The following is a 24,594-nucleotide window of genomic DNA, read 5'->3' as shown; positions in this document are numbered from 1 at the left end:
TCTTTTTTATTGCCTGTATCAAACCCAAACGCTGAATAAAAAAAGAGCGACCACAAGGGTCGCTCTTGAACTGCTATTAGCAATACTGCTGCGATTAGTGATCCACAACAATATTTTGCTGTGTCAGCAGGTTTGCGATCACGGCTGCATCGCTGGTTTGGCCGTTGGTTAAATCGACACCAGCCACCACAATGGTCTGCGTTTCTTGACCACTATTGAATGCACCTGAAACATTGTGTGCATCATTAGCAAAGCCACCATTCGAACTGATATGAATAATGGTATCGCTGCCTGATTTCTCGAAGTGCATGTAGTTGACCAAGTTGTTTGGATTTTCACCTTGCAACAAATCACGGATATCCAATACATCGCCGCCTTGGTTGACAGGCGCTTTGTTGAAATCTGTGATCGTGTCACGTGCAGGCGCGCCAGCAGAACCATCATCGCCTTGATCCCACTTGAACACATCCACACCCGCGCCGCCGGTCAGGGTATCGTTACCTTTACCACCGATCAGGATGTCGTTGCCATTACCGCCGTTCAAGGTGTCATTACCAGCACCACCACGCAGGATGTCATTACCATCGCCACCATTCAAGGTATCGTTGCCAGCGTAGCCGTAGATAATGTCATTGCCGGAGGTACCGTTAACAACGTTGTCACCTGCATCACCACCGATAATTGGCGTAGTGTTATTGCTACTCAACAAGCTGAGATTGAGCAGATTGCTTGCACTTGCGCTATCTTGCAGGCCAGTACTGTCAGTTGCAGTGATCGTAAAGTTTTCCAACACATTGACGCCAAGAAGCTGCGGATTCACCTTCACCGTTGACAGGAATTCATTCAGAGCAAGGTTGTCGATCGTGCCACCGTCAGCAGCTGTAACCACCAGTTTGCCATTTGCACCGATTAAGCCAAGGAAGCCGCTACTTTCTGTATAGCTTACTTTTAAGCCTAACTCATTCGCTACTGCTTGCGAGTAACTCATCAGTGTAGAGCCGATGATCACACCAATCCCAGCATTGAACGCAATATTGACGTTAGTAATGTTGTTATTGGCATCACTTGCTGTGAAATTCTGACGACTTGAGAAGTCAAGCAAATCAACATTCAACAGACCAGGCAAGGTAATCAAGCCAGCCGCACCGACAGCCGTCGAGACATCAGGCGCCACCTGCGGTGTAGGTGTATAGGTATTATTTTTCGCCACATTCACCGTCAAATCAGCAGTGCTGGTGTCGCCATCTTTGTCACTTAATGTATAAGTAACTTTAGTGCTGTCTGCAGGCTGGGTAGTGCTTGAAGTCGTGATTTTAATGTTATCAAGCAGACCACCGGTACTGTTCGTATCCACTGATTTAAACTCCACGCGCATCTGGCTACCAGTCCCTGTGAAGGTATAAGAGAAAGTGGTCATCGTCAGGTTTTTAGTATTGACGGTATCAATGACCTTACCATCTACAAGAACCTGAATCGCAGAGTCGGTACCAGAGGTATAACCGGAGCGTGCTGCATAATCAAAACTTAAAGTAACCGTATCATTTTTAGACGGATTGATGAGCGTATAAATATTGCCATCGCCTTTAAAGTTTTCAATCTCAAGCACATTCCCGTAACTCGCTGACAAGCCATAAATGGTGCTTGCCTGGACTTCAATCTTACCACTAGGGTTATTCGTGAACCAACCCGATGGCAGGGATGTTTGCTGACCATTAGCGTTAGCATCAAAAGTGGTATTGATCAGGGTTACTTTTGGTTGGCCTGGCGTAAAGGCATATTTACCGTCGTCCATGTCTACAACAAATGTGCCAGCTTTGGTAACCACTGTTAGCTGATGAGTCGTCGCATTGTAAGAGCTATTATTTGTCCCAGCGACTGAAATTGAACCAGTTTTAGCATCAAAGGTATAAGTGGTGCCCTCAATCGCCACTGACTTGACATAGCCACCATCAGCGCCAAAGCCACCACCACTGGTCAAGCTGCCAACTACAGGGGTTGGTACAGTCTGGCTCAGTACAGCATCCAATTGCGCAAAGTTAGATACCTGAATTGCATTTGTATCGGTGCTGGTTGATCCATTATAAGCAATCTGGTTCATGCTGTTAGCCACCTGTGTTGCAGATACACTGCTACCCACACCAATCGCATATTCATTGATGTTATTGGCTTTCAGGAAGGCTTCCCATGCCTGTCTATCGCTATCCCCTACTTCACGGCCACTATTTGGCTCGCCATCAGAGAAGAAGTAACCAATGTTTTGTGCGCCTGAGATCTTACCGGCAGAGTTAAAGGCTGTTTTGCTTCCATCCAGCGCCGCATCATAATTGGTGCCAGATAACGTTTGCAGTGAAGCAAGCACTTGTTTTGCCTCTGAGATGGTCACCCAAGTTGGTGTTTTCTGATAATAGCCATCAGAGAAAGTCACGATCATGACACGAACATCACCGCCCAATGAAGCATATTGATCCAACAAGGTATTGATGGACTTCACTTCACTAGCAAGACGTGAGGTTCCATTGACACCATCCAATGTCGCCATACTGCCAGAGACATCAATGGTAAACATGATGTTTGTGCCTTTGTCGCCCTGAGCAGTGACCGTCTGATTGGTAGCAATCGGCGCATCATCAACCACATTAACAGTGATAGAACCAGTAGTTGTGGTATCAGAGTCTTTAGCATTTACACCAAACTTCAGGGCAAGCGTATCCTCACCTTGAGCAGGGTGATCCAGCGGGCCAGACAGCTTGACAGCGTACTTGCCTGAGGTATCAATGGATATGCGCAAGATTTCCTGACCATTAGCAGAGCCAATCAACGTCCCGGTGTTGTTACCTGTCCAGGTAATTGCGACACCACCAGAGGTATAAGTTTGAGTTGGCGCAGTCAATGTCACACTCTGCAAATCGCCATTTGGATCGGAGATACCCAAATCACCAGAAGCAATAATATTTGAAGGCTCACCTTGATCCAGAACACCATTTGGCAAACCGTCTTCAGACACAGTGGCACTACCATTTAAAGTCACAAACACTGGTGACTGGTTCAAAGTGTAGGCGTAGTTGTCACTTGGCACACTGGTATTGCCAGCGTTGTCAGTTGCAGTCACCGTATAGTTATGCAGGCCTTTAGCAATATCTGTTGATGGTGTAAATGTCCAGTTACCGTTTTTGTCAGCGATAGCTGTGCCAATCGCATTTTTGCCGTCATAAACAGTCACGGTGCTACCAGCTTCAGCCTTACCACTCAAGGTTGGGGTTGGGTCATCGGCTACGCCACCATTCGATACATTACCCGTCACCGCACCTACATCATCAAAGACACTGTCTATCGTCGGCTTGTTCGGCGCTTGTGTGTCTATCGTCACTGCATAGCTGTTAGAGGTTGGCGACTCATTGCCAGCCTTGTCCGTAGACTTCGCTGTAAACGTATGTAACCCATCTACCAACGTCGTTGTCGGCGTAAAGCTCCAAGTACCATCCGCCTTCACGGTCGTTGTGCCTAATACGGTATTACCATCGTACACAGTGATCTGTGAACCAGCTTCACCTTTACCAGAAATCGTCGGCGTGGTGTCATCTGTCACACCAGTATTCACAACCGTGCCTTGCTTGCTACCAACATCATCTTGTACGTCGTCTATCGTAGGCGCTACCGGCGCTTTCGTATCTACATTGATCTTGTACTCTGGAGTCGCATCACTTGGCTTGCCTGCTGCGTTGATCGCAATTGCCTTGAAGCCATAAGCTCCATCAGCCAACGGCGTTTTCGGCGTAAAGCTCCAGCTACCGTTATTCACAGCAACCGTACCTTGTGAAACACCATTCAAGAACACTTCTACACTGACCGCACCCGCTGGTGCTGTACCAACAACAGTAGGCGTAGTGTCATTAGTGTCTCCACCTTGTGCAACTGTCCCTGTAATCGGCGCAACGTCATCGTTAATCGCCGTGATCGTCGGCACGCCTACTGTACTTGTATCAATTGTGAAGTTAGTCGCTGGGGTCTTGCCACTGGTATTGCCAGCAGCATCTGTCGCCGTGACATTGATACTGTGCGGCCCATCTACCAATGGGGTCGTCGGTGTGAAGCTCCAAGTACCGTCTGGCTGCACTGTGGTCGTACCAATCGGCTGATTGTTATCGTACACAGTGATCGTAGCTCCAGGCTCGCCTGTACCACTTACCGTTGGGGTGTTGTCGTCTGTCGTATCCCCAGTGTTGATCGCTCCAACTTTCGGGGCAACGTCATCGGTGATTTGGTTCACGTTCACCGCAGGTGGCGTGGTGTCTACTACAAATGGGAACCCACCTGTCTTGCCACTTTCAACCCCAGCTGCACTTACTGCGGTCGCAGTAATATTGTGATTGCCTTCGCTCAATGGCTTAGTCGGTGTAAATACCCAGTCTCCCTTCGCATCAGAAGTCGTTGTGCCAATCAGTACACCATTGTCATAAACATTGATTTTCAGATTAGCTCCCGCTGTACCTACCACAGTCGGCGTCGTATCGTCTGTTGTGCTGTTCTTCTGAATCGGTCCTTGTTTTGCACCAAAGTCGTCGTCAATCCGAACAATTGATGGGTCTTGTGGCGCATTCGTGTCGACATTGATCACGTACTTGTCACTAGGCACACTGTTGTTACCAGCAGCATCCGTAGAAACAGCCGTCAACTCTCTTGTACCGTTCAGCAATGGGCTAGAGGGCTCAAGACTCCATGTACCATCCGCTTTTACAACGGTTGTACCAATCGCATTCTTGCCGTCATATACAGTAATAGTGGAGCCAGGCTCACCTTTACCACTGATCGTAGGCTTAGCATCATCGGTAAAGCCACCATTCGATACATTACCCGTCACCGCACCTACATCATCAAAGACACTGTCTATCGTCGGCTTGTTCGGCGCTTGTGTGTCTATCGTCACTGCATAGCTGTTAGAGGTTGGCGACTCATTGCCAGCCTTGTCCGTAGACTTCGCTGTAAACGTATGCAAGCCATCAACCAACGTCGTTGTTGGCGTAAAGCTCCAAGTACCATCCGCCTTCACGGTCGTTGTGCCTAATACGGTATTGCCATCGTACACAGTGATCTGTGAACCAGCTTCACCTTTACCAGAAATCGTCGGCGTGGTGTCATCTGTCACACCAGTATTCACAACCGTGCCTTGCTTGCTACCAACATCATCTTGTACGTCGTCTATCGTAGGCGCTACCGGCGCTTTCGTATCTACATTGATCTTGTACTCTGGGGTCGCATCACTTGGCTTGCCTGCTGCGTTGATCGCAATTGCCTTGAAGCCATAAGCTCCATCAGCCAACGGCGTTTTCGGCGTAAAGCTCCAGCTACCGTTATTCACAGCAACCGTACCTTGTGAAACACCATTCAAGAACACTTCTACACTGACCGCACCCGCTGGTGCTGTACCAACAACAGTAGGCGTAGTGTCATTAGTGTCTCCACCTTGTGCAACTGTCCCTGTAATCGGCGCAACGTCATCGTTAATCGCCGTGATCGTCGGCACGCCTACTGTACTTGTATCAATTGTGAAGTTAGTCGCTGGGGTCTTGCCACTGGTATTGCCAGCAGCATCTGTCGCCGTGACATTGATACTGTGCGGCCCATCTACCAATGGGGTCGTCGGTGTGAAGCTCCAAGTACCGTCTGGCTGCACTGTGGTCGTACCAATCGGCTGATTGTTATCGTACACAGTGATCGTAGCTCCAGGCTCGCCTGTACCACTTACCGTTGGGGTGTTGTCGTCTGTCGTATCCCCAGTGTTGATCGCTCCAACTTTCGGGGCAACGTCATCGGTGATTTGGTTCACGTTCACCGCAGGTGGCGTGGTGTCTACTACAAATGGGAACCCACCTGTCTTGCCACTTTCAACCCCAGCTGCACTTACTGCGGTCGCAGTAATATTGTGATTGCCTTCGCTCAATGGCTTAGTCGGTGTAAATACCCAGTCTCCCTTCGCATCAGAAGTCGTTGTGCCAATCAGTACACCATTGTCATAAACATTGATTTTCAGATTAGCTCCCGCTGTACCTACCACAGTCGGCGTCGTATCGTCTGTTGTGCTGTTCTTCTGAATCGGTCCTTGTTTTGCACCAAAGTCGTCGTCAATCCGAACAATTGATGGGTCTTGTGGCGCATTCGTGTCGACATTGATCACGTACTTGTCACTAGGCACACTGTTGTTACCAGCAGCATCCGTAGAAACAGCCGTCAACTCTCTTGTACCGTTCAGCAATGGGCTAGAGGGCTCAAGACTCCATGTACCATCCGCTTTTACAACGGTTGTACCAATCGCATTCTTGCCGTCATATACAGTAATAGTGGAGCCAGGCTCACCTTTACCACTGATCGTAGGCTTAGCATCATCGGTAAAGCCACCATTCGATACATTACCCGTCACCGCACCTACATCATCAAAGACACTGTCTATCGTCGGCTTGTTCGGCGCTTGTGTGTCTATCGTCACTGCATAGCTGTTAGAGGTTGGCGACTCATTGCCAGCCTTGTCCGTAGACTTCGCTGTAAACGTATGCAAGCCATCAACCAACGTCGTTGTTGGCGTAAAGCTCCAAGTACCATCCGCCTTCACGGTCGTTGTGCCTAATACGGTATTGCCATCGTACACAGTGATCTGTGAACCAGCTTCACCTTTACCAGAAATCGTCGGCGTGGTGTCATCTGTCACACCAGTATTCACAACCGTGCCTTGCTTGCTACCAACATCATCTTGTACGTCGTCTATCGTAGGCGCTACCGGCGCTTTCGTATCTACATTGATCTTGTACTCTGGGGTCGCATCACTTGGCTTGCCTGCTGCGTTGATCGCAATTGCCTTGAAGCCATAAGCTCCATCAGCCAACGGCGTTTTCGGCGTAAAGCTCCAGCTACCGTTATTCACAGCAACCGTACCTTGTGAAACACCATTCAAGAACACTTCTACACTGACCGCACCCGCTGGTGCTGTACCAACAACAGTAGGCGTAGTGTCATTAGTGTCTCCACCTTGTGCAACTGTCCCTGTAATCGGCGCAACGTCATCGTTAATCGCCGTGATCGTCGGCACGCCTACTGTACTTGTATCAATTGTGAAGTTAGTCGCTGGGGTCTTGCCACTGGTATTGCCAGCAGCATCTGTCGCCGTGACATTGATACTGTGCGGCCCATCTACCAATGGGGTCGTCGGTGTGAAGCTCCAAGTACCGTCTGGCTGCACTGTGGTCGTACCAATCGGCTGATTGTTATCGTACACAGTGATCGTAGCTCCAGGCTCGCCTGTACCACTTACCGTTGGGGTGTTGTCGTCTGTCGTATCCCCAGTGTTGATCGCTCCAACTTTCGGGGCAACGTCATCGGTGATTTGGTTCACGTTCACCGCAGGTGGCGTGGTGTCTACTACAAATGGGAACCCACCTGTCTTGCCACTTTCAACCCCAGCTGCACTTACTGCGGTCGCAGTAATATTGTGATTGCCTTCGCTCAATGGCTTAGTCGGTGTAAATACCCAGTCTCCCTTCGCATCAGAAGTCGTTGTGCCAATCAGTACACCATTGTCATAAACATTGATTTTCAGATTAGCTCCCGCTGTACCTACCACAGTCGGCGTCGTATCGTCTGTTGTGCTGTTCTTCTGAATCGGTCCTTGTTTTGCACCAAAGTCGTCGTCAATCCGAACAATTGATGGGTCTTGTGGCGCATTCGTGTCGACATTGATCACGTACTTGTCACTAGGCACACTGTTGTTACCAGCAGCATCCGTAGAAACAGCCGTCAACTCTCTTGTACCGTTCAGCAATGGGCTAGAGGGCTCAAGACTCCATGTACCATCCGCTTTTACAACGGTTGTACCAATCGCATTCTTGCCGTCATATACAGTAATAGTGGAGCCAGGCTCACCTTTACCACTGATCGTAGGCTTAGCATCATCGGTAAAGCCACCATTCGATACATTACCCGTCACCGCACCTACATCATCAAAGACACTGTCTATCGTCGGCTTGTTCGGCGCTTGTGTGTCTATCGTCACTGCATAGCTGTTAGAGGTTGGCGACTCATTGCCAGCCTTGTCCGTAGACTTCGCTGTAAACGTATGCAAGCCATCAACCAACGTCGTTGTTGGCGTAAAGCTCCAAGTACCATCCGCCTTCACGGTCGTTGTGCCTAATACGGTATTGCCATCGTACACAGTGATCTGTGAACCAGCTTCACCTTTACCAGAAATCGTCGGCGTGGTGTCATCTGTCACACCAGTATTCACAACCGTGCCTTGCTTGCTACCAACATCATCTTGTACGTCGTCTATCGTAGGCGCTACCGGCGCTTTCGTATCTACATTGATCTTGTACTCTGGGGTCGCATCACTTGGCTTGCCTGCTGCGTTGATCGCAATTGCCTTGAAGCCATAAGCTCCATCAGCCAACGGCGTTTTCGGCGTAAAGCTCCAGCTACCGTTATTCACAGCAACCGTACCTTGTGAAACACCATTCAAGAACACTTCTACACTGACCGCACCCGCTGGTGCTGTACCAACAACAGTAGGCGTAGTGTCATTAGTGTCTCCACCTTGTGCAACTGTCCCTGTAATCGGCGCAACGTCATCGTTAATCGCCGTGATCGTCGGCACGCCTACTGTACTTGTATCAATTGTGAAGTTAGTCGCTGGGGTCTTGCCACTGGTATTGCCAGCAGCATCTGTCGCCGTGACATTGATACTGTGCGGCCCATCTACCAATGGGGTCGTCGGTGTGAAGCTCCAAGTACCGTCTGGCTGCACTGTGGTCGTACCAATCGGCTGATTGTTATCGTACACAGTGATCGTAGCTCCAGGCTCGCCTGTACCACTTACCGTTGGGGTGTTGTCGTCTGTCGTATCCCCAGTGTTGATCGCTCCAACTTTCGGGGCAACGTCATCGGTGATTTGGTTCACGTTCACCGCAGGTGGCGTGGTGTCTACTACAAATGGGAACCCACCTGTCTTGCCACTTTCAACCCCAGCTGCACTTACTGCGGTCGCAGTAATATTGTGATTGCCTTCGCTCAATGGCTTAGTCGGTGTAAATACCCAGTCTCCCTTCGCATCAGAAGTCGTTGTGCCAATCAGTACACCATTGTCATAAACATTGATTTTCAGATTAGCTCCCGCTGTACCTACCACAGTCGGCGTCGTATCGTCTGTTGTGCTGTTCTTCTGAATCGGTCCTTGTTTTGCACCAAAGTCGTCGTCAATCCGAACAATTGATGGGTCTTGTGGCGCATTCGTGTCGACATTGATCACGTACTTGTCACTAGGCACACTGTTGTTACCAGCAGCATCCGTAGAAACAGCCGTCAACTCTCTTGTACCGTTCAGCAATGGGCTAGAGGGCTCAAGACTCCATGTACCATCCGCTTTTACAACGGTTGTACCAATCGCATTCTTGCCGTCATATACAGTAATAGTGGAGCCAGGCTCACCTTTACCACTGATCGTAGGCTTAGCATCATCGGTAAAGCCACCATTCGATACATTACCCGTCACCGCACCTACATCATCAAAGACACTGTCTATCGTCGGCTTGTTCGGCGCTTGTGTGTCTATCGTCACTGCATAGCTGTTAGAGGTTGGCGACTCATTGCCAGCCTTGTCCGTAGACTTCGCTGTAAACGTATGCAAGCCATCAACCAACGTCGTTGTTGGCGTAAAGCTCCAAGTACCATCCGCCTTCACGGTCGTTGTGCCTAATACGGTATTGCCATCGTACACAGTGATCTGTGAACCAGCTTCACCTTTACCAGAAATCGTCGGCGTGGTGTCATCTGTCACACCAGTATTCACAACCGTGCCTTGCTTGCTACCAACATCATCTTGTACGTCGTCTATCGTAGGCGCTACCGGCGCTTTCGTATCTACATTGATCTTGTACTCTGGGGTCGCATCACTTGGCTTGCCTGCTGCGTTGATCGCAATTGCCTTGAAGCCATAAGCTCCATCAGCCAACGGCGTTTTCGGCGTAAAGCTCCAGCTACCGTTATTCACAGCAACCGTACCTTGTGAAACACCATTCAAGAACACTTCTACACTGACCGCACCCGCTGGTGCTGTACCAACAACAGTAGGCGTAGTGTCATTAGTGTCTCCACCTTGTGCAACTGTCCCTGTAATCGGCGCAACGTCATCGTTAATCGCCGTGATCGTCGGCACGCCTACTGTACTTGTATCAATTGTGAAGTTAGTCGCTGGGGTCTTGCCACTGGTATTGCCAGCAGCATCTGTCGCCGTGACATTGATACTGTGCGGCCCATCTACCAATGGGGTCGTCGGTGTGAAGCTCCAAGTACCGTCTGGCTGCACTGTGGTCGTACCAATCGGCTGATTGTTATCGTACACAGTGATCGTAGCTCCAGGCTCGCCTGTACCACTTACCGTTGGGGTGTTGTCGTCTGTCGTATCCCCAGTGTTGATCGCTCCAACTTTCGGGGCAACGTCATCGGTGATTTGGTTCACGTTCACCGCAGGTGGCGTGGTGTCTACTACAAATGGGAACCCACCTGTCTTGCCACTTTCAACCCCAGCTGCACTTACTGCGGTCGCAGTAATATTGTGATTGCCTTCGCTCAATGGCTTAGTCGGTGTAAATACCCAGTCTCCCTTCGCATCAGAAGTCGTTGTGCCAATCAGTACACCATTGTCATAAACATTGATTTTCAGATTAGCTCCCGCTGTACCTACCACAGTCGGCGTCGTATCGTCTGTTGTGCTGTTCTTCTGAATCGGTCCTTGTTTTGCACCAAAGTCGTCGTCAATCCGAACAATTGATGGGTCTTGTGGCGCATTCGTGTCGACATTGATCACGTACTTGTCACTAGGCACACTGTTGTTACCAGCAGCATCCGTAGAAACAGCCGTCAACTCTCTTGTACCGTTCAGCAATGGGCTAGAGGGCTCAAGACTCCATGTACCATCCGCTTTTACAACGGTTGTACCAATCGCATTCTTGCCGTCATATACAGTAATAGTGGAGCCAGGCTCACCTTTACCACTGATCGTAGGCTTAGCATCATCGGTAAAGCCACCATTCGATACATTACCCGTCACCGCACCTACATCATCAAAGACACTGTCTATCGTCGGCTTGTTCGGCGCTTGTGTGTCTATCGTCACTGCATAGCTGTTAGAGGTTGGCGACTCATTGCCAGCCTTGTCCGTAGACTTCGCTGTAAACGTATGCAAGCCATCAACCAACGTCGTTGTTGGCGTAAAGCTCCAAGTACCATCCGCCTTCACGGTCGTTGTGCCTAATACGGTATTGCCATCGTACACAGTGATCTGTGAACCAGCTTCACCTTTACCAGAAATCGTCGGCGTGGTGTCATCTGTCACACCAGTATTCACAACCGTGCCTTGCTTGCTACCAACATCATCTTGTACGTCGTCTATCGTAGGCGCTACCGGCGCTTTCGTATCTACATTGATCTTGTACTCTGGGGTCGCATCACTTGGCTTGCCTGCTGCGTTGATCGCAATTGCCTTGAAGCCATAAGCTCCATCAGCCAACGGCGTTTTCGGCGTAAAGCTCCAGCTACCGTTATTCACAGCAACCGTACCTTGTGAAACACCATTCAAGAACACTTCTACACTGACCGCACCCGCTGGTGCTGTACCAACAACAGTAGGCGTAGTGTCATTAGTGTCTCCACCTTGTGCAACTGTCCCTGTAATCGGCGCAACGTCATCGTTAATCGCCGTGATCGTCGGCACGCCTACTGTACTTGTATCAATTGTGAAGTTAGTCGCTGGGGTCTTGCCACTGGTATTGCCAGCAGCATCTGTCGCCGTGACATTGATACTGTGCGGCCCATCTACCAATGGGGTCGTCGGTGTGAAGCTCCAAGTACCGTCTGGCTGCACTGTGGTCGTACCAATCGGCTGATTGTTATCGTACACAGTGATCGTAGCTCCAGGCTCGCCTGTACCACTTACCGTTGGGGTGTTGTCGTCTGTCGTATCCCCAGTGTTGATCGCTCCAACTTTCGGGGCAACGTCATCGGTGATTTGGTTCACGTTCACCGCAGGTGGCGTGGTGTCTACTACAAATGGGAACCCACCTGTCTTGCCACTTTCAACCCCAGCTGCACTTACTGCGGTCGCAGTAATATTGTGATTGCCTTCGCTCAATGGCTTAGTCGGTGTAAATACCCAGTCTCCCTTCGCATCAGAAGTCGTTGTGCCAATCAGTACACCATTGTCATAAACATTGATTTTCAGATTAGCTCCCGCTGTACCTACCACAGTCGGCGTCGTATCGTCTGTTGTGCTGTTCTTCTGAATCGGTCCTTGTTTTGCACCAAAGTCGTCGTCAATCCGAACAATTGATGGGTCTTGTGGCGCATTCGTGTCGACATTGATCACGTACTTGTCACTAGGCACACTGTTGTTACCAGCAGCATCCGTAGAAACAGCCGTCAACTCTCTTGTACCGTTCAGCAATGGGCTAGAGGGCTCAAGACTCCATGTACCATCCGCTTTTACAACGGTTGTACCAATCGCATTCTTGCCGTCATATACAGTAATAGTGGAGCCAGGCTCACCTTTACCACTGATCGTAGGCTTAGCATCATCGGTAAAGCCACCATTCGATACATTACCCGTCACCGCACCTACATCATCAAAGACACTGTCTATCGTCGGCTTGTTCGGCGCTTGTGTGTCTATCGTCACTGCATAGCTGTTAGAGGTTGGCGACTCATTGCCAGCCTTGTCCGTAGACTTCGCTGTAAACGTATGCAAGCCATCAACCAACGTCGTTGTTGGCGTAAAGCTCCAAGTACCATCCGCCTTCACGGTCGTTGTGCCTAATACGGTATTGCCATCGTACACAGTGATCTGTGAACCAGCTTCACCTTTACCAGAAATCGTCGGCGTGGTGTCATCTGTCACACCAGTATTCACAACCGTGCCTTGCTTGCTACCAACATCATCTTGTACGTCGTCTATCGTAGGCGCTACCGGCGCTTTCGTATCTACATTGATCTTGTACTCTGGGGTCGCATCACTTGGCTTGCCTGCTGCGTTGATCGCAATTGCCTTGAAGCCATAAGCTCCATCAGCCAACGGCGTTTTCGGCGTAAAGCTCCAGCTACCGTTATTCACAGCAACCGTACCTTGTGAAACACCATTCAAGAACACTTCTACACTGACCGCACCCGCTGGTGCTGTACCAACAACAGTAGGCGTAGTGTCATTAGTGTCTCCACCTTGTGCAACTGTCCCTGTAATCGGCGCAACGTCATCGTTAATCGCCGTGATCGTCGGCACGCCTACTGTACTTGTATCAATTGTGAAGTTAGTCGCTGGGGTCTTGCCACTGGTATTGCCAGCAGCATCTGTCGCCGTGACATTGATACTGTGCGGCCCATCTACCAATGGGGTCGTCGGTGTGAAGCTCCAAGTACCGTCTGGCTGCACTGTGGTCGTACCAATCGGCTGATTGTTATCGTACACAGTGATCGTAGCTCCAGGCTCGCCTGTACCACTTACCGTTGGGGTGTTGTCGTCTGTCGTATCCCCAGTGTTGATCGCTCCAACTTTCGGGGCAACGTCATCGGTGATTTGGTTCACGTTCACCGCAGGTGGCGTGGTGTCTACTACAAATGGGAACCCACCTGTCTTGCCACTTTCAACCCCAGCTGCACTTACTGCGGTCGCAGTAATATTGTGATTGCCTTCGCTCAATGGCTTAGTCGGTGTAAATACCCAGTCTCCCTTCGCATCAGAAGTCGTTGTGCCAATCAGTACACCATTGTCATAAACATTGATTTTCAGATTAGCTCCCGCTGTACCTACCACAGTCGGCGTCGTATCGTCTGTTGTGCTGTTCTTCTGAATCGGTCCTTGTTTTGCACCAAAGTCGTCGTCAATCCGAACAATTGATGGGTCTTGTGGCGCATTCGTGTCGACATTGATCACGTACTTGTCACTAGGCACACTGTTGTTACCAGCAGCATCCGTAGAAACAGCCGTCAACTCTCTTGTACCGTTCAGCAATGGGCTAGAGGGCTCAAGACTCCATGTACCATCCGCTTTTACAACGGTTGTACCAATCGCATTCTTGCCGTCATATACAGTAATAGTGGAGCCAGGCTCACCTTTACCACTGATCGTAGGCTTAGCATCATCGGTAAAGCCACCATTCGATACATTACCCGTCACCGCACCTACATCATCAAAGACACTGTCTATCGTCGGCTTGTTCGGCGCTTGTGTGTCAACTGTGAATGTAAGTGTTGAAGATTTATCACTTTCGTTACCTGCCGGGTCGGTAGCTGTAGTTGTAATTACATGCTGCCCGTCATTAAGCGCTTTAGATGGTGTCGCCGCCCACGTACCGTCTTGTTTGACTATAGCAGTCGCAATAACATTTACACCATCATATACTTTGATCAAATCACCTGGGGTTGCGCCAGAACCAGAAAAATCAGGAATATTGTCATTCGTGGTAGATTTATCAATAATATTTCCAACCACAGGCGCAAAGTCGTCGTATGCTACAAAAGCGCCTGGCGCAACTGGCGGTGTTCCATCAACAGTAAATGTTTCACTGGCTTTAATGGTGACATTACCTGCCAAATCAGTCACTTTGATTTGTGGTGTATAGGTACCATCAGGTAAATTCGCGTCTTTTAACGTCACGCTCCACACAACCTTACCCGAAGCATCGGTAGTAACAACAGCCTTGTATGTTCCACCATTGATGGTAACAATCACAGTGTCTGTCAGCTTTTCTGTCGTACCCGTTAAGGTTGGAGCGCGGTTCTTGGTAAGGTTATCTGTTTGACTAAACCCTGTATCGTCAATGAGAGTTTCCGGCAGTTGACCGCTAATAGCTGTAGCGTCTGGGTTTACCGTATCAACAGTAAATACAAAAGGGGCAGTTGGCACACTTACATTACCTGCCGGGTCTGTCGCAGTGATCGTGGCTGTATAAGTTTGATCCTTCAATGGGACAGAAGGAAGGCCACTCCAGGTCCCATCAGCCTTCACACTAGCGGTAATTGTAACTGTCGTACCATCCGAGCCCTTAATTGTGACAGTAACAATATCACCAGGCGTTTGATTCTCGCCTTTAAACTCGGGAACGTTATCATTCGTTACGCCCCCATTGGAGATTTGCCCTACCACAGGAGCGACATCGTCAATAACTTGGTACTCATTAGGTGCTGATGGGGGAGTCGTATCGAGTACAGCAGAGTCACTCGCTGACGGCGAGGTCTGACCAGACTGATTTGTAATCGATGCTGTTACGGTTATTGTTGAGCCTTGAGGAGGCAACGGACTTACTTCTAGTGTAATCCCTCCTCGAGAAATATCCAGTGCAGAAATAACAATTGCACGTGTACCATTGTTATCGGTGACATTTAAAACATCACCAGGCTCAACACCAACAGGCAATCCGATCAAGACAGTTACAAATTGCTTACCATTTAATTCGCTTTGGTTAATGAAGTTGTTGTTATCAACATCATCTTCAAGAGTCACCGAAGGAGCGGCACCAGATGGCGTTAAATAAACAAAGTTAGGACTAAACCCTCGGCCACCATCTCCGGCCCCACCGCCAGCAGCATTGCCCCCTGTATAGTTTGCACCAGAACCATCTTGCGTTTGGATGCGATCCAGGTTAACGAATGAGGCATTACCATCACTACCTGCTTCACCAGCAGCCGGGTTATCAAGCACCTCAGTAACATCGCGGCCTTCATTCAAGGCAGTTAAAACGGCATCAAATACGGCTTGGTTAACGGCATTTTCTGTGACATCAGATACATCAACTTGTGCAAGGTTATCCGTAATTTTGACGGTTTGCGCTTCGGCAAAATTAACGATTTCACCATTTGCAAGTTTCACAGTAACTGCTGCGCCAGAGGCAGTAATTACTTTATCTCCTGCATGCAGCGTTTCGCCCTGTTTCAACATATGGCGACTGCCATTTGCATCCACAACAATTGCCATACCTTGAACGTTTGTAACTGTACCGATCACAGTAGCCATTTTTTCCTCACTTTAAGTTGAGACAATTTTGATAGTCTCGTATTAAACGCGAGTAAACAATGAAAATCTATTGTACTAAAGTACAGTATGAAACTCGGGATATAAAACGCTTAAGTAATTTAAAAGTCATAACGCGTAGAGATATAAAAAAAGCGGAGTCAAATGACTCCGCTTTCATTTAAACAACTTAATCGTCTTGGAATAGTTACTCAACAGCCTGGAAACGAATAATTTCTACACGACGGTTGGCATCGTTACCTTCAACTGGATCGTTTTCAGCAATCGGCTGTGAGAAACCATAGCCCTTAACAACCAGACGCTTAGCATCAGTGCCTTTTTTGATCAGATAGTCGGCAACAGCTTTTGCACGTTTTTCAGACAACAGCAGATTGTACTTTTCTTTGGAAGTACTACGCTTGTCCGTGTGGCCAGCAATCTCAACCTTGTCGTTGCCCCACTCTTTGACAATATCATTCACAATATCCAGGTCGGCATAGGACTCTGGCAAGATAATCGCACTATTAGCCTGGAACAGAATGCGTGGCGTAAATTTCATGGTCGCCTTTTCTTGCGCTTTAGGCTTAAAGGCTTCACCACTACCTTCCCATGGTTTGGCATTTGCCAGCAATGCTGCTTTATCGGGCACGATTTGCTCAGGCACTACTGCTTTACACACATTCTCGCGATCCATGTATTCTTCACGAGGATAATCACCCACATCTGTGCGTGTAACGCCGAGTTTGCTCAGCAACAAGCCTTGACCTGCATACGTTTTTGCATAGGCCGTATTCAAATCCATTTCCGCAATAGTGAAGTTACGACGTGACTGGAAGTATTCGTTTTCAGTATCCAGCAAGTCAAGCAAGGTACGCTGGCCGATTTCGTATTGCTTGCGATAAGCCAAGCGCGCATTTTCAATCGAATCCTGATGCTGTTTGCGGTAAGCCACTTGCTCAGTCAGTTGCTTAATGCTGTTGTAAGAAATTGCAACCAGTTGGCGGGTATCAATACACGCTTTGTCTCGCAAGTCGTGTGAGCGGTTCAGGGTTTCAACCGCGGAGTCCAGATTGGATTTATCCGTAAAGCCGTTGAAAATATTCCAGCTCGCAGTTACTTCCAGCGTATCGGCAGCTAAAGTACTGAGTCTACTTTTATCGTTGACGTCAATAATTTTACGGCCTTGCAAATCAACACGCGGCATAAAGGCAGCTTTACGACCGGAAACAGATTTTTCAACCGCAATAATATTTTCGATCGCAGCCAGAACGTTCGGGTTTTGCTTGTAAGCAGCATCTAACACCTGATCAGCTGAAGGAGCAAGACCATCGCCCGTCATCATCACTTCATTCAGATTCTCCGGCGGCAACTCACCTACCAGACGCTGAAAGCGCGCAGAAACATCATACAAATTATTTGTTTCCGTCACCAGATTAGCCTCGGCCAAAGCAAGACGCCCTGTTGCTTGCTCAAGGTCAACCTTCTTACCTACGCCAGCATCTACACGAGACTTGATCTTATCGAAGACTTGCTTGTGCACGACAAAGTTATCCTGAGCATAAGAGACCAAGCGGCGGTAACGGATCAAATCGTAGTAAGCCGTGGCGGTATCTAACGCTACTGCCTGCATCTGCCCTTGCAACTCGTAGAAGCGTGACTTAGCCACATGGTCCAGACGACCGACTTCTGATGGCGTCGCCAGGCCATCAAAAATCATTTGGCGCAGAGTCAGGGTGGATTGCTGGTTAGGAGAATAGGTATTGCTTACATTAGGGGTCAGGCGCTCCTGATTTCTGAACACCTGATCTACAGTCACGTTCGGCAGATATTTGCCTTTGGCCGCAGACTCATCCAGTTCCGCTGACTTAAATGCATGAAAGCTCGCTTGAACTTCTGGGTTCTCTGATACTGCTTTCTCGATAATTTTTTCGAGACTTTCAGGACTCGCCGCCCAGGCCAACGAAGAATAAGAGAACACGCCCACGAGGAGCGCTGAGGCAATTTTTTTTAGTTTCATTTGCAGACTCTTAACAAGTTATAAAGATTCATCCAAAATCAGTATAACCACGGAACTAAGCCTGCACAAGAGTGGTCGCCGCAATAAACCAGAAACTTTTTGATAAATTTAGTGTAATTAGTCAAAAAAATGGAATTGACGCAACATAAAAACTCAAAAAAACCTTCATATATTCATATATTTACACGGTACATATATGCGTTAACTTATTTATTATACATTAATTTAGTTGAGATTTATTTAAGCTGGCATTTTTGATGCCCACATTACCGGCAAAATGTCCCGGCGTGGACTGCCCCTGCAGAACTAAAGCCAAATGCAACCGATCGCGCACTTTAAGCGTATCAAATACTGAAGTGAGATGGGCCTTTACTGTACGCTCGGAGATGGCCAGTAAGCGGGCAATCTCTTTATTGCTACTTCCTTTGGCGGCTTCTAACGCCACTTCTCGCTCGCGCTTGGTCAGATTCTCCAACATGTCGTCTGGCACAACTGACATGGCCTTGCCACCGGTTGTGAGGCTAATCAAGTGCTTGAGCACATCACGCCCCAGCCAGACTCCGCCTTGCGAAACCACACTAGAAACTTCTTTGAGCACATTCGGATGTGCATACGCATGCAAATAGCCTACCGCCCCTGATTCCAGCGCCTGCATGGCTTCAACTTGCTCTGGGTTATTGGAGAGGACGATGACTTTGGCGGCAGGCAACACGCGAAGAATATGTTGCACAGATTGACGCCAACGGTTGCCCTGCTCTAGTTGCGCATGCACCCAAATGACGGGCGCACCCGCAATATCTGCGGACATCACATCAGAAATGAGGGTTGATTGAGGAAAGGCCTTTTGCCAGGACTCGATTGCGTTTTTGAGGGTCGTGATAAATATATGCTTCATAGTTTTTAGCGCTCGGTCAATGCGTACGATTTAGCTTTTAACACTGGTTTTAATAAATAAGACAGCACCGTTTTTTTACCTGTGAGGATATCTACCTGTGCCACCATCCCCGGAATAATCGGCAGATGGTCGCCAAGATTATTCTTGGTTGTCCTCACTTTAACGACATAATATGCATTACCTTTATCGTCTATGGTGGAATCTGCAGCAATATCTTCTACAACACCATCCAAACTACCATAGATAGTGTAATCGTAGGCCGTGAGTTTGACCACTGCCGGCTGTTGCGGCCGGATAAAGGCGATATCCTTGGTTTGTACTTTGGTTTCAATCACCAGTGCATCATCGCCTGGCACAATCTCCATCACTTCTTTACCAGGCTGAATGACGCCGCCTACCGTATTGTAGTAAAGCTTGCTGATTTTGCCGTTCACCGGCGAAGTCAGTGTCGACTGTTTTACTTTATCTGAAAGCGCTACACTGGATTGTGTCAGACTGTTGATTTTGGCAGTCGTCTCATTCAAATCTGTGCGGACTTTGCTCATGAAGGATTGTTGTGCTTCAGAAACCTTGCGGCGCGCTTCTGAAATCGCGGCGGTCAATCGTGACATCTGTGCCGATGCCTGATCAATATCCCCTTTGGCACGGTTTGCATCACGCTCCAGGCGCAAAATCTCAATCTCCGAAACCGCTCCACTACTGAGTAAAGGGCGATTGGCAGCGAGCTCTTTACTGGTAGACTCATAAGTCTTGATCGCCACTTCTTTCTTAAACTGCACTTCCGATAGTTCACGTTCACGTTGCGATAGTTGGTCACGTGCAATATTGATTTGCGAATTCAACTCATCTCTGGCAGCGTTAAATAGCTGCAGCTCTTGCAAATAGGTATCAGGCGCTTTTTCTTGCACCTCACTGGGCGGGTTAAAGCTACCACCATTCGCCAATGCCTTCAGTCGCGCCTCTTTGGCCGTCAAAGAAAGGTACTGACTCTCGTTTTCCTTGAGAGAGGAGATCGCCCGCGTTTCATCAATCTTGATCAAGGGTTGACCGCGTTTAACCGTATCCCCCAACTGTACCATGATGTCAGTCACAATCCCACCATCCAGCGATTGCACAACCTGCACCTGACGCGACGGAATCACACGCCCTTCGCCACGGGTCACCTCATCAACCTTGGCAATGCCGGCCCAAACCAGCAAAACTACCAAGATCCCGAGGATAGAATACATGATCAGCTTGGCATGCAGCATGGTGTCTTCAACCATCACATCATGCGCCTGCTCCACCCAGGTGCGCGATTCCGCTGTCTCGGTTTTGACAATTCTATCCACCAGCGCGTGTACAGGCTTACCCAGGCGCACCCAAATACTGTCTGGTTTGGTAATCTGACCAATTTGATCGTATATTTTTTTTGCCATGATTATCTTGCCTTACCCACTTTGCCCGCACGCAATGCTGCAGTCACGTCTTCTTTACTGCCATCTGCAACCACTTGGCCAGAGTCAATAACGATCAACCGATCCGCCAGCTCCAGCATCGCGTTGCGGTGACTAATCACGACCAGCGTTTTTCCGGCAATGGCTTCGCCAATCCTGCGCTTAACGCTTTCTTCGCCTGAGTGATCCATGGCACTGGTCGGCTCATCGAGCAACACAATTTGCGGATGAGTCACAAACGCACGTGCAATCCCCACCCCCTGGCGCTGACCACCAGACAGCGTATCGCCACGCTCGCCGATTTCAAGATCAAAGCCTTTGGGGTGCGCATTGACAAACTCGGCAATCCCCCCCACCTGAGCCGCTTGCAAGACTGATTGATCATCGGCATGCGGGTCACGCAACGTGATGTTGTCACGCAACGATCCAAAAAACAGGTGATTATCCTGCTGCACATAGCCAATGCTGCGACGTAATTCGGCCGGATCGATTTGACGCGCGTCGATGCCATCAATCAGAATCGCGCCCTCGGTTGGCTGGTACAAGCCCAGAATCAGCTTGTTGATTGTCGTCTTGCCAGAGCCCATCCGTCCGATCAGCCCAACATGCTCACCCGCTTGAATCCTGAAAGACACCCGCTGCAAGGCAAACTCATCCGAACCTGGATATTTAAAGGAGACATTCTTAAACTCGATTTCGCCTTTGAACGCGGGGCGCGAGAGGAAATTCATGCCTTTACTACGCTCAACCGGCTTGCCCATAATGTCATCCAGCGATTTCAGCGAAGTCGCCGCAGTGTGGTACTGGGTAAACAGATTGGCAATTTGTGAAATCGGCGCCAGGGCACGGCTGGTCAACTGCGAACAAGCAATCAAACCGCCCATGGTCAAATCACCATTCGAGATCAGGTAAACGCCCAGAATAATGATGGCGACACTAATGATCTGCTGTAAAGCGTAAGTGCCGTTGGTAATCGATGACGAGAGCAGTTTGATCTTGCTGCCGACTTCTGACAGAAACAGCGCACTCTTCTCCCACTTGCCTTGCATTTGCCCTTCCACGCCCATGGATTTCACCGTCTCCAGCCCAACCAGACTTTCAATCAGTGTGGCATTGCGCTGTGCGCTGGCACGGTACATGGTTTCAGACAGGTCATGCAGTTTGGTTTGCACGCTCAACGAGTAGATCAGCACAATGGCACCGCCAATCACAGCAGGTAGCACCATCAACGGACTGATCCAGGCAATCACCACCAGAAAAATAATCCCGAACGGCAGGTCGATCAACGTCACCACGGTGGCTGAAGTAATAAAGTCGCGCACACTTTCAAACGAACGCAGATTGGAAGCAAACGAGCCAACGGAATTCGGTCTGGCTTCATAACGGGTGCCCAGGACCTTTTCCATAATCTGCGCACTGAGCTTCACATCAATACGCGCACTGGCCCAATCCAGAAAATAGGTACGCATTGAACGTAACAGCAAATCCCCCAGCACTATCAACGCTACGCCTAAGCCCAGCACCCACAAGGTCTCAACAGCCTTGTTGGGTACCACGCGGTCATAGACGTTCATGGTGAACAGCGGCATGGCCAGCGCAAATAGATTAATCAGCAATGCGGCAATCATTACATCGCGGTAAATCGCGCGGTTTTCGGCCAGCGTGCCCCAGAACCAGTGCCGGACTTTGATACGGCCCACCTCAGGCGTACGTGCATCAAAAATGAAGTTTTGCCGGGTAATCAAGGCATAGCCGGTATATTGCGCAGCCAAATCGGCCAGACTGATGGTGACCGGCTCAGAAGACAGTTCCGGGAAAATAACCTGGGCAAAATGCTGCGACTGATCAACCTGAATTAGCTGGCAGGCCCGGTCGTTGTTCAACAGCAACGTGACATCCACCTGCGGTTGCAGCAATGTTGGAATGGCCGCTTGCTTGACCGTGACATCCAGTTGCAAACGCTCCGCAGAACGTTTGAATAATTCGGGATTTAATTTGCCATTCTGCAACGGCAAGCCTGAAATCAGGGCGTCGCGTGTAGTGGCCAACCGGTTATGGCGGCAAATATAAAGGAGGCACTCCAGCAGAGCGTCTTTCTCGGTTTTATTGAAGTATGGCGTCGTTTCCATGGCAGATGACTTATTATTATCCTTGTCCGAGTGATATCAGCGACTGATTAGCAAGATTGATTGTATGGTGTTTTAATTGATATCAAAACGGGGAGTATATGGCATAACCCCGTTGAATTACAAAAATTGACCGTATCAGAGCTCGCCAAACGAGAGGCTTTCCTGTACGTAGGGGCCGGTCACCGCCTCTATCCCCACCGCATTCAAACTATCCAGCTCCTGCTGATCCTGCACCCCCTCGGCAATCGGCACGATGCCCATGGTGCGCACCATCATGCAGAGGCCGCGCATCAGTGATTGCTGTTGTGGCCGCAAATGAATATCGCGGATCAGAGACGCGTCAAACTTGATATAGTCCAGTCCCAGTTCGTGTAAGTCACCTAACTGCGCCAAGCGGGTGGCGACATGTTCCATCCCGACCATGCAACCCAGCGACTTGACCAGATGCACAAACTCCCTGAACTTAATAAAGTCACTAAACGCCGCTTCTTCTGCCACCTCAAAACTCAACCTGGCAGGTTGATTCACGGACAGGATCAAGGCCTGCAGCTTGTCACGGTAATCATCACTACGCATTGCCGCTGCCGAGACATTCACACTTAAATTGGCGTTGCTCTTGGCCAGCATATCGACGGCATACTCCAACGCAAGACCATCCAGCGTTTTGATCATATCGAGCTGGCTGGCCCAGTCAATAAAGGCCCCCGCTGCCAGCCATTGATCGCCCTCATCAATATGCAAGCGCAAGGGGCATTCGTAGTGGAACAATTGTTGATGCCGCTGCATCACCGGGTAGCAGGCTAGCTTGATTTGCTTTTGCTCAATTGCCTGCAGGAACTGCTGCTTCCACTGGTTCAGATAATTTTTTCTTGAGGTGACGATGCTATTGGCATTCATGACGCGCATAGGCAAGGCGGCCTGATCCTCTGCAAGGTCAAGAATAAATTGCATGACGCGGTAGATATCGGCAAAGTCGTCGCCTTTTTTGGTTTTGGTATGCGTCACGACAAACTGGAATTGCAGCATCTGCTGCGCGGCATTGAGCTTTTCCAGCACCAGTTTGAGCTCGGTCGCCACGGCGAAATCATCGACAGGCTGGCGACTGAAAATCCCGAAAACGCCCCCTGCCAGTCGGCCGCAAACCACATCAGGATAATGTGCCATCTGCTGCAACAGCGCATCGCCGATTTTTTTGATCAGCTGGTTGGTCACACTGTAGCCCATTTGCCGGTCGATGTCGGACAGGTTACGCATTTGTACCAGAATCAGCATACCCTCGACAAAACTGTCATTCTTGAGTGCCACCGATGCCGTGTTGGTAAAGTGTGACTGGTTCATGAGACCGGTCACTTCGTCATAGTTGATTTGCTGGTTAAAAGTATTCAAGCGCTCGGACTCTGCCGTCACCATAGACTTGACGCGCTCGGACAAGGTGTTCATGGTGCGCACCAGCTTCTTGAACTCTTCAGTCTCCGGCTCGGCAATCGTAATGTATTTACGCTCACCCAAGGCTTCTGCCTGCCCAATAACTTCATCCAGTGGCCGCAAGATTTTCTTGAGCCATACGCCAGAAATCGCATAGCTCAACAAGGCAACCAGCAGTGTCCACAGCAAGGCATGACGCGACGTTTCCCACAGCTGGTCATACGCCAGCGACGGCTCGCTTTCCATGATTAGGGTGCCATATTGCTGCCAACCGGACTGAATATTGGCAACGCCGGGTTGGATCTCAATTGACAATAAAGACTGGAACCAGCTTGGGGCCTCTGAATGGGGCGCACGATTCACGCGTTCTATCATGGTCTTGTTGTCAGGCGACACAATCGCAATGCGGCGATAGTGCCCCATGTCAAACTGGGCGCTGACGATCAGCTCAACCGTGACATTGTCTTTTTGAATATTGGAAAGTGTAATGGCCAGCCCGTTGGCATTATCGTTATTTTTTTTCTGTAGCTGCTCCGCCATATAGCGGTGGTCATTATAGACCCCCAGAAACAGACATCCGGCGGCCACCATCAAAATGATGGCCGAAATTGCAATACGTATTTGTTTGATTAATGACATCAGAAAGCCCTCTTACTTTC

The 24,594-nt window shown here is 49.3% G+C and carries 6 protein-coding genes; all 6 read right to left on the bottom strand.

All coding sequences use genetic code 11. The annotated features are described in order from the left end of the window. Positions 1-94: 94 nt before the first annotated feature. Positions 95-16,036 carry a retention module-containing protein gene (locus AACH41_RS05685; protein WP_338657400.1) on the bottom strand — a complete coding sequence of 5,314 codons (15,942 nt, stop codon included), beginning with the start codon at positions 16,034-16,036 and terminating at the stop codon, positions 95-97. Positions 16,037-16,241: 205 nt separating this feature from the next. After that, complete coding sequence (locus AACH41_RS05680; RefSeq protein WP_194746985.1) at positions 16,242-18,050, bottom strand: TolC family outer membrane protein; 1,809 nt, start codon at positions 18,048-18,050, stop codon at positions 16,242-16,244. 220 nt (positions 18,051-18,270) lie between these two features. Continuing rightward, complete coding sequence (locus tag AACH41_RS05675) at positions 18,271-18,945, bottom strand: response regulator transcription factor (protein ID WP_338657397.1); 675 nt, start codon at positions 18,943-18,945, stop codon at positions 18,271-18,273. A gap of 5 nt (positions 18,946-18,950) precedes the next feature. Then, positions 18,951-20,363, bottom strand: a complete 1,413-nt coding sequence (locus AACH41_RS05670) for an HlyD family type I secretion periplasmic adaptor subunit (RefSeq protein ID WP_194746987.1) — start codon at positions 20,361-20,363, stop codon at positions 18,951-18,953. 2 nt (positions 20,364-20,365) lie between these two features. After that, complete coding sequence (locus AACH41_RS05665; RefSeq protein WP_194746988.1) at positions 20,366-22,510, bottom strand: type I secretion system permease/ATPase; 2,145 nt, start codon at positions 22,508-22,510, stop codon at positions 20,366-20,368. A gap of 135 nt (positions 22,511-22,645) precedes the next feature. After that, positions 22,646-24,574 (bottom strand): EAL domain-containing protein, encoded by a 1,929-nt coding sequence (locus tag AACH41_RS05660; protein WP_194746989.1) that lies wholly within the window; start codon positions 24,572-24,574, stop codon positions 22,646-22,648. Positions 24,575-24,594: the final 20 nt, after the last annotated feature.

Source organism: Methylophilus sp. DW102, from assembly GCF_037076555.1.
Taxonomy (GTDB): domain Bacteria; phylum Pseudomonadota; class Gammaproteobacteria; order Burkholderiales; family Methylophilaceae; genus Methylophilus; species Methylophilus glucosoxydans.
This window is presented reverse-complemented; position numbering and strand designations above follow the sequence as displayed.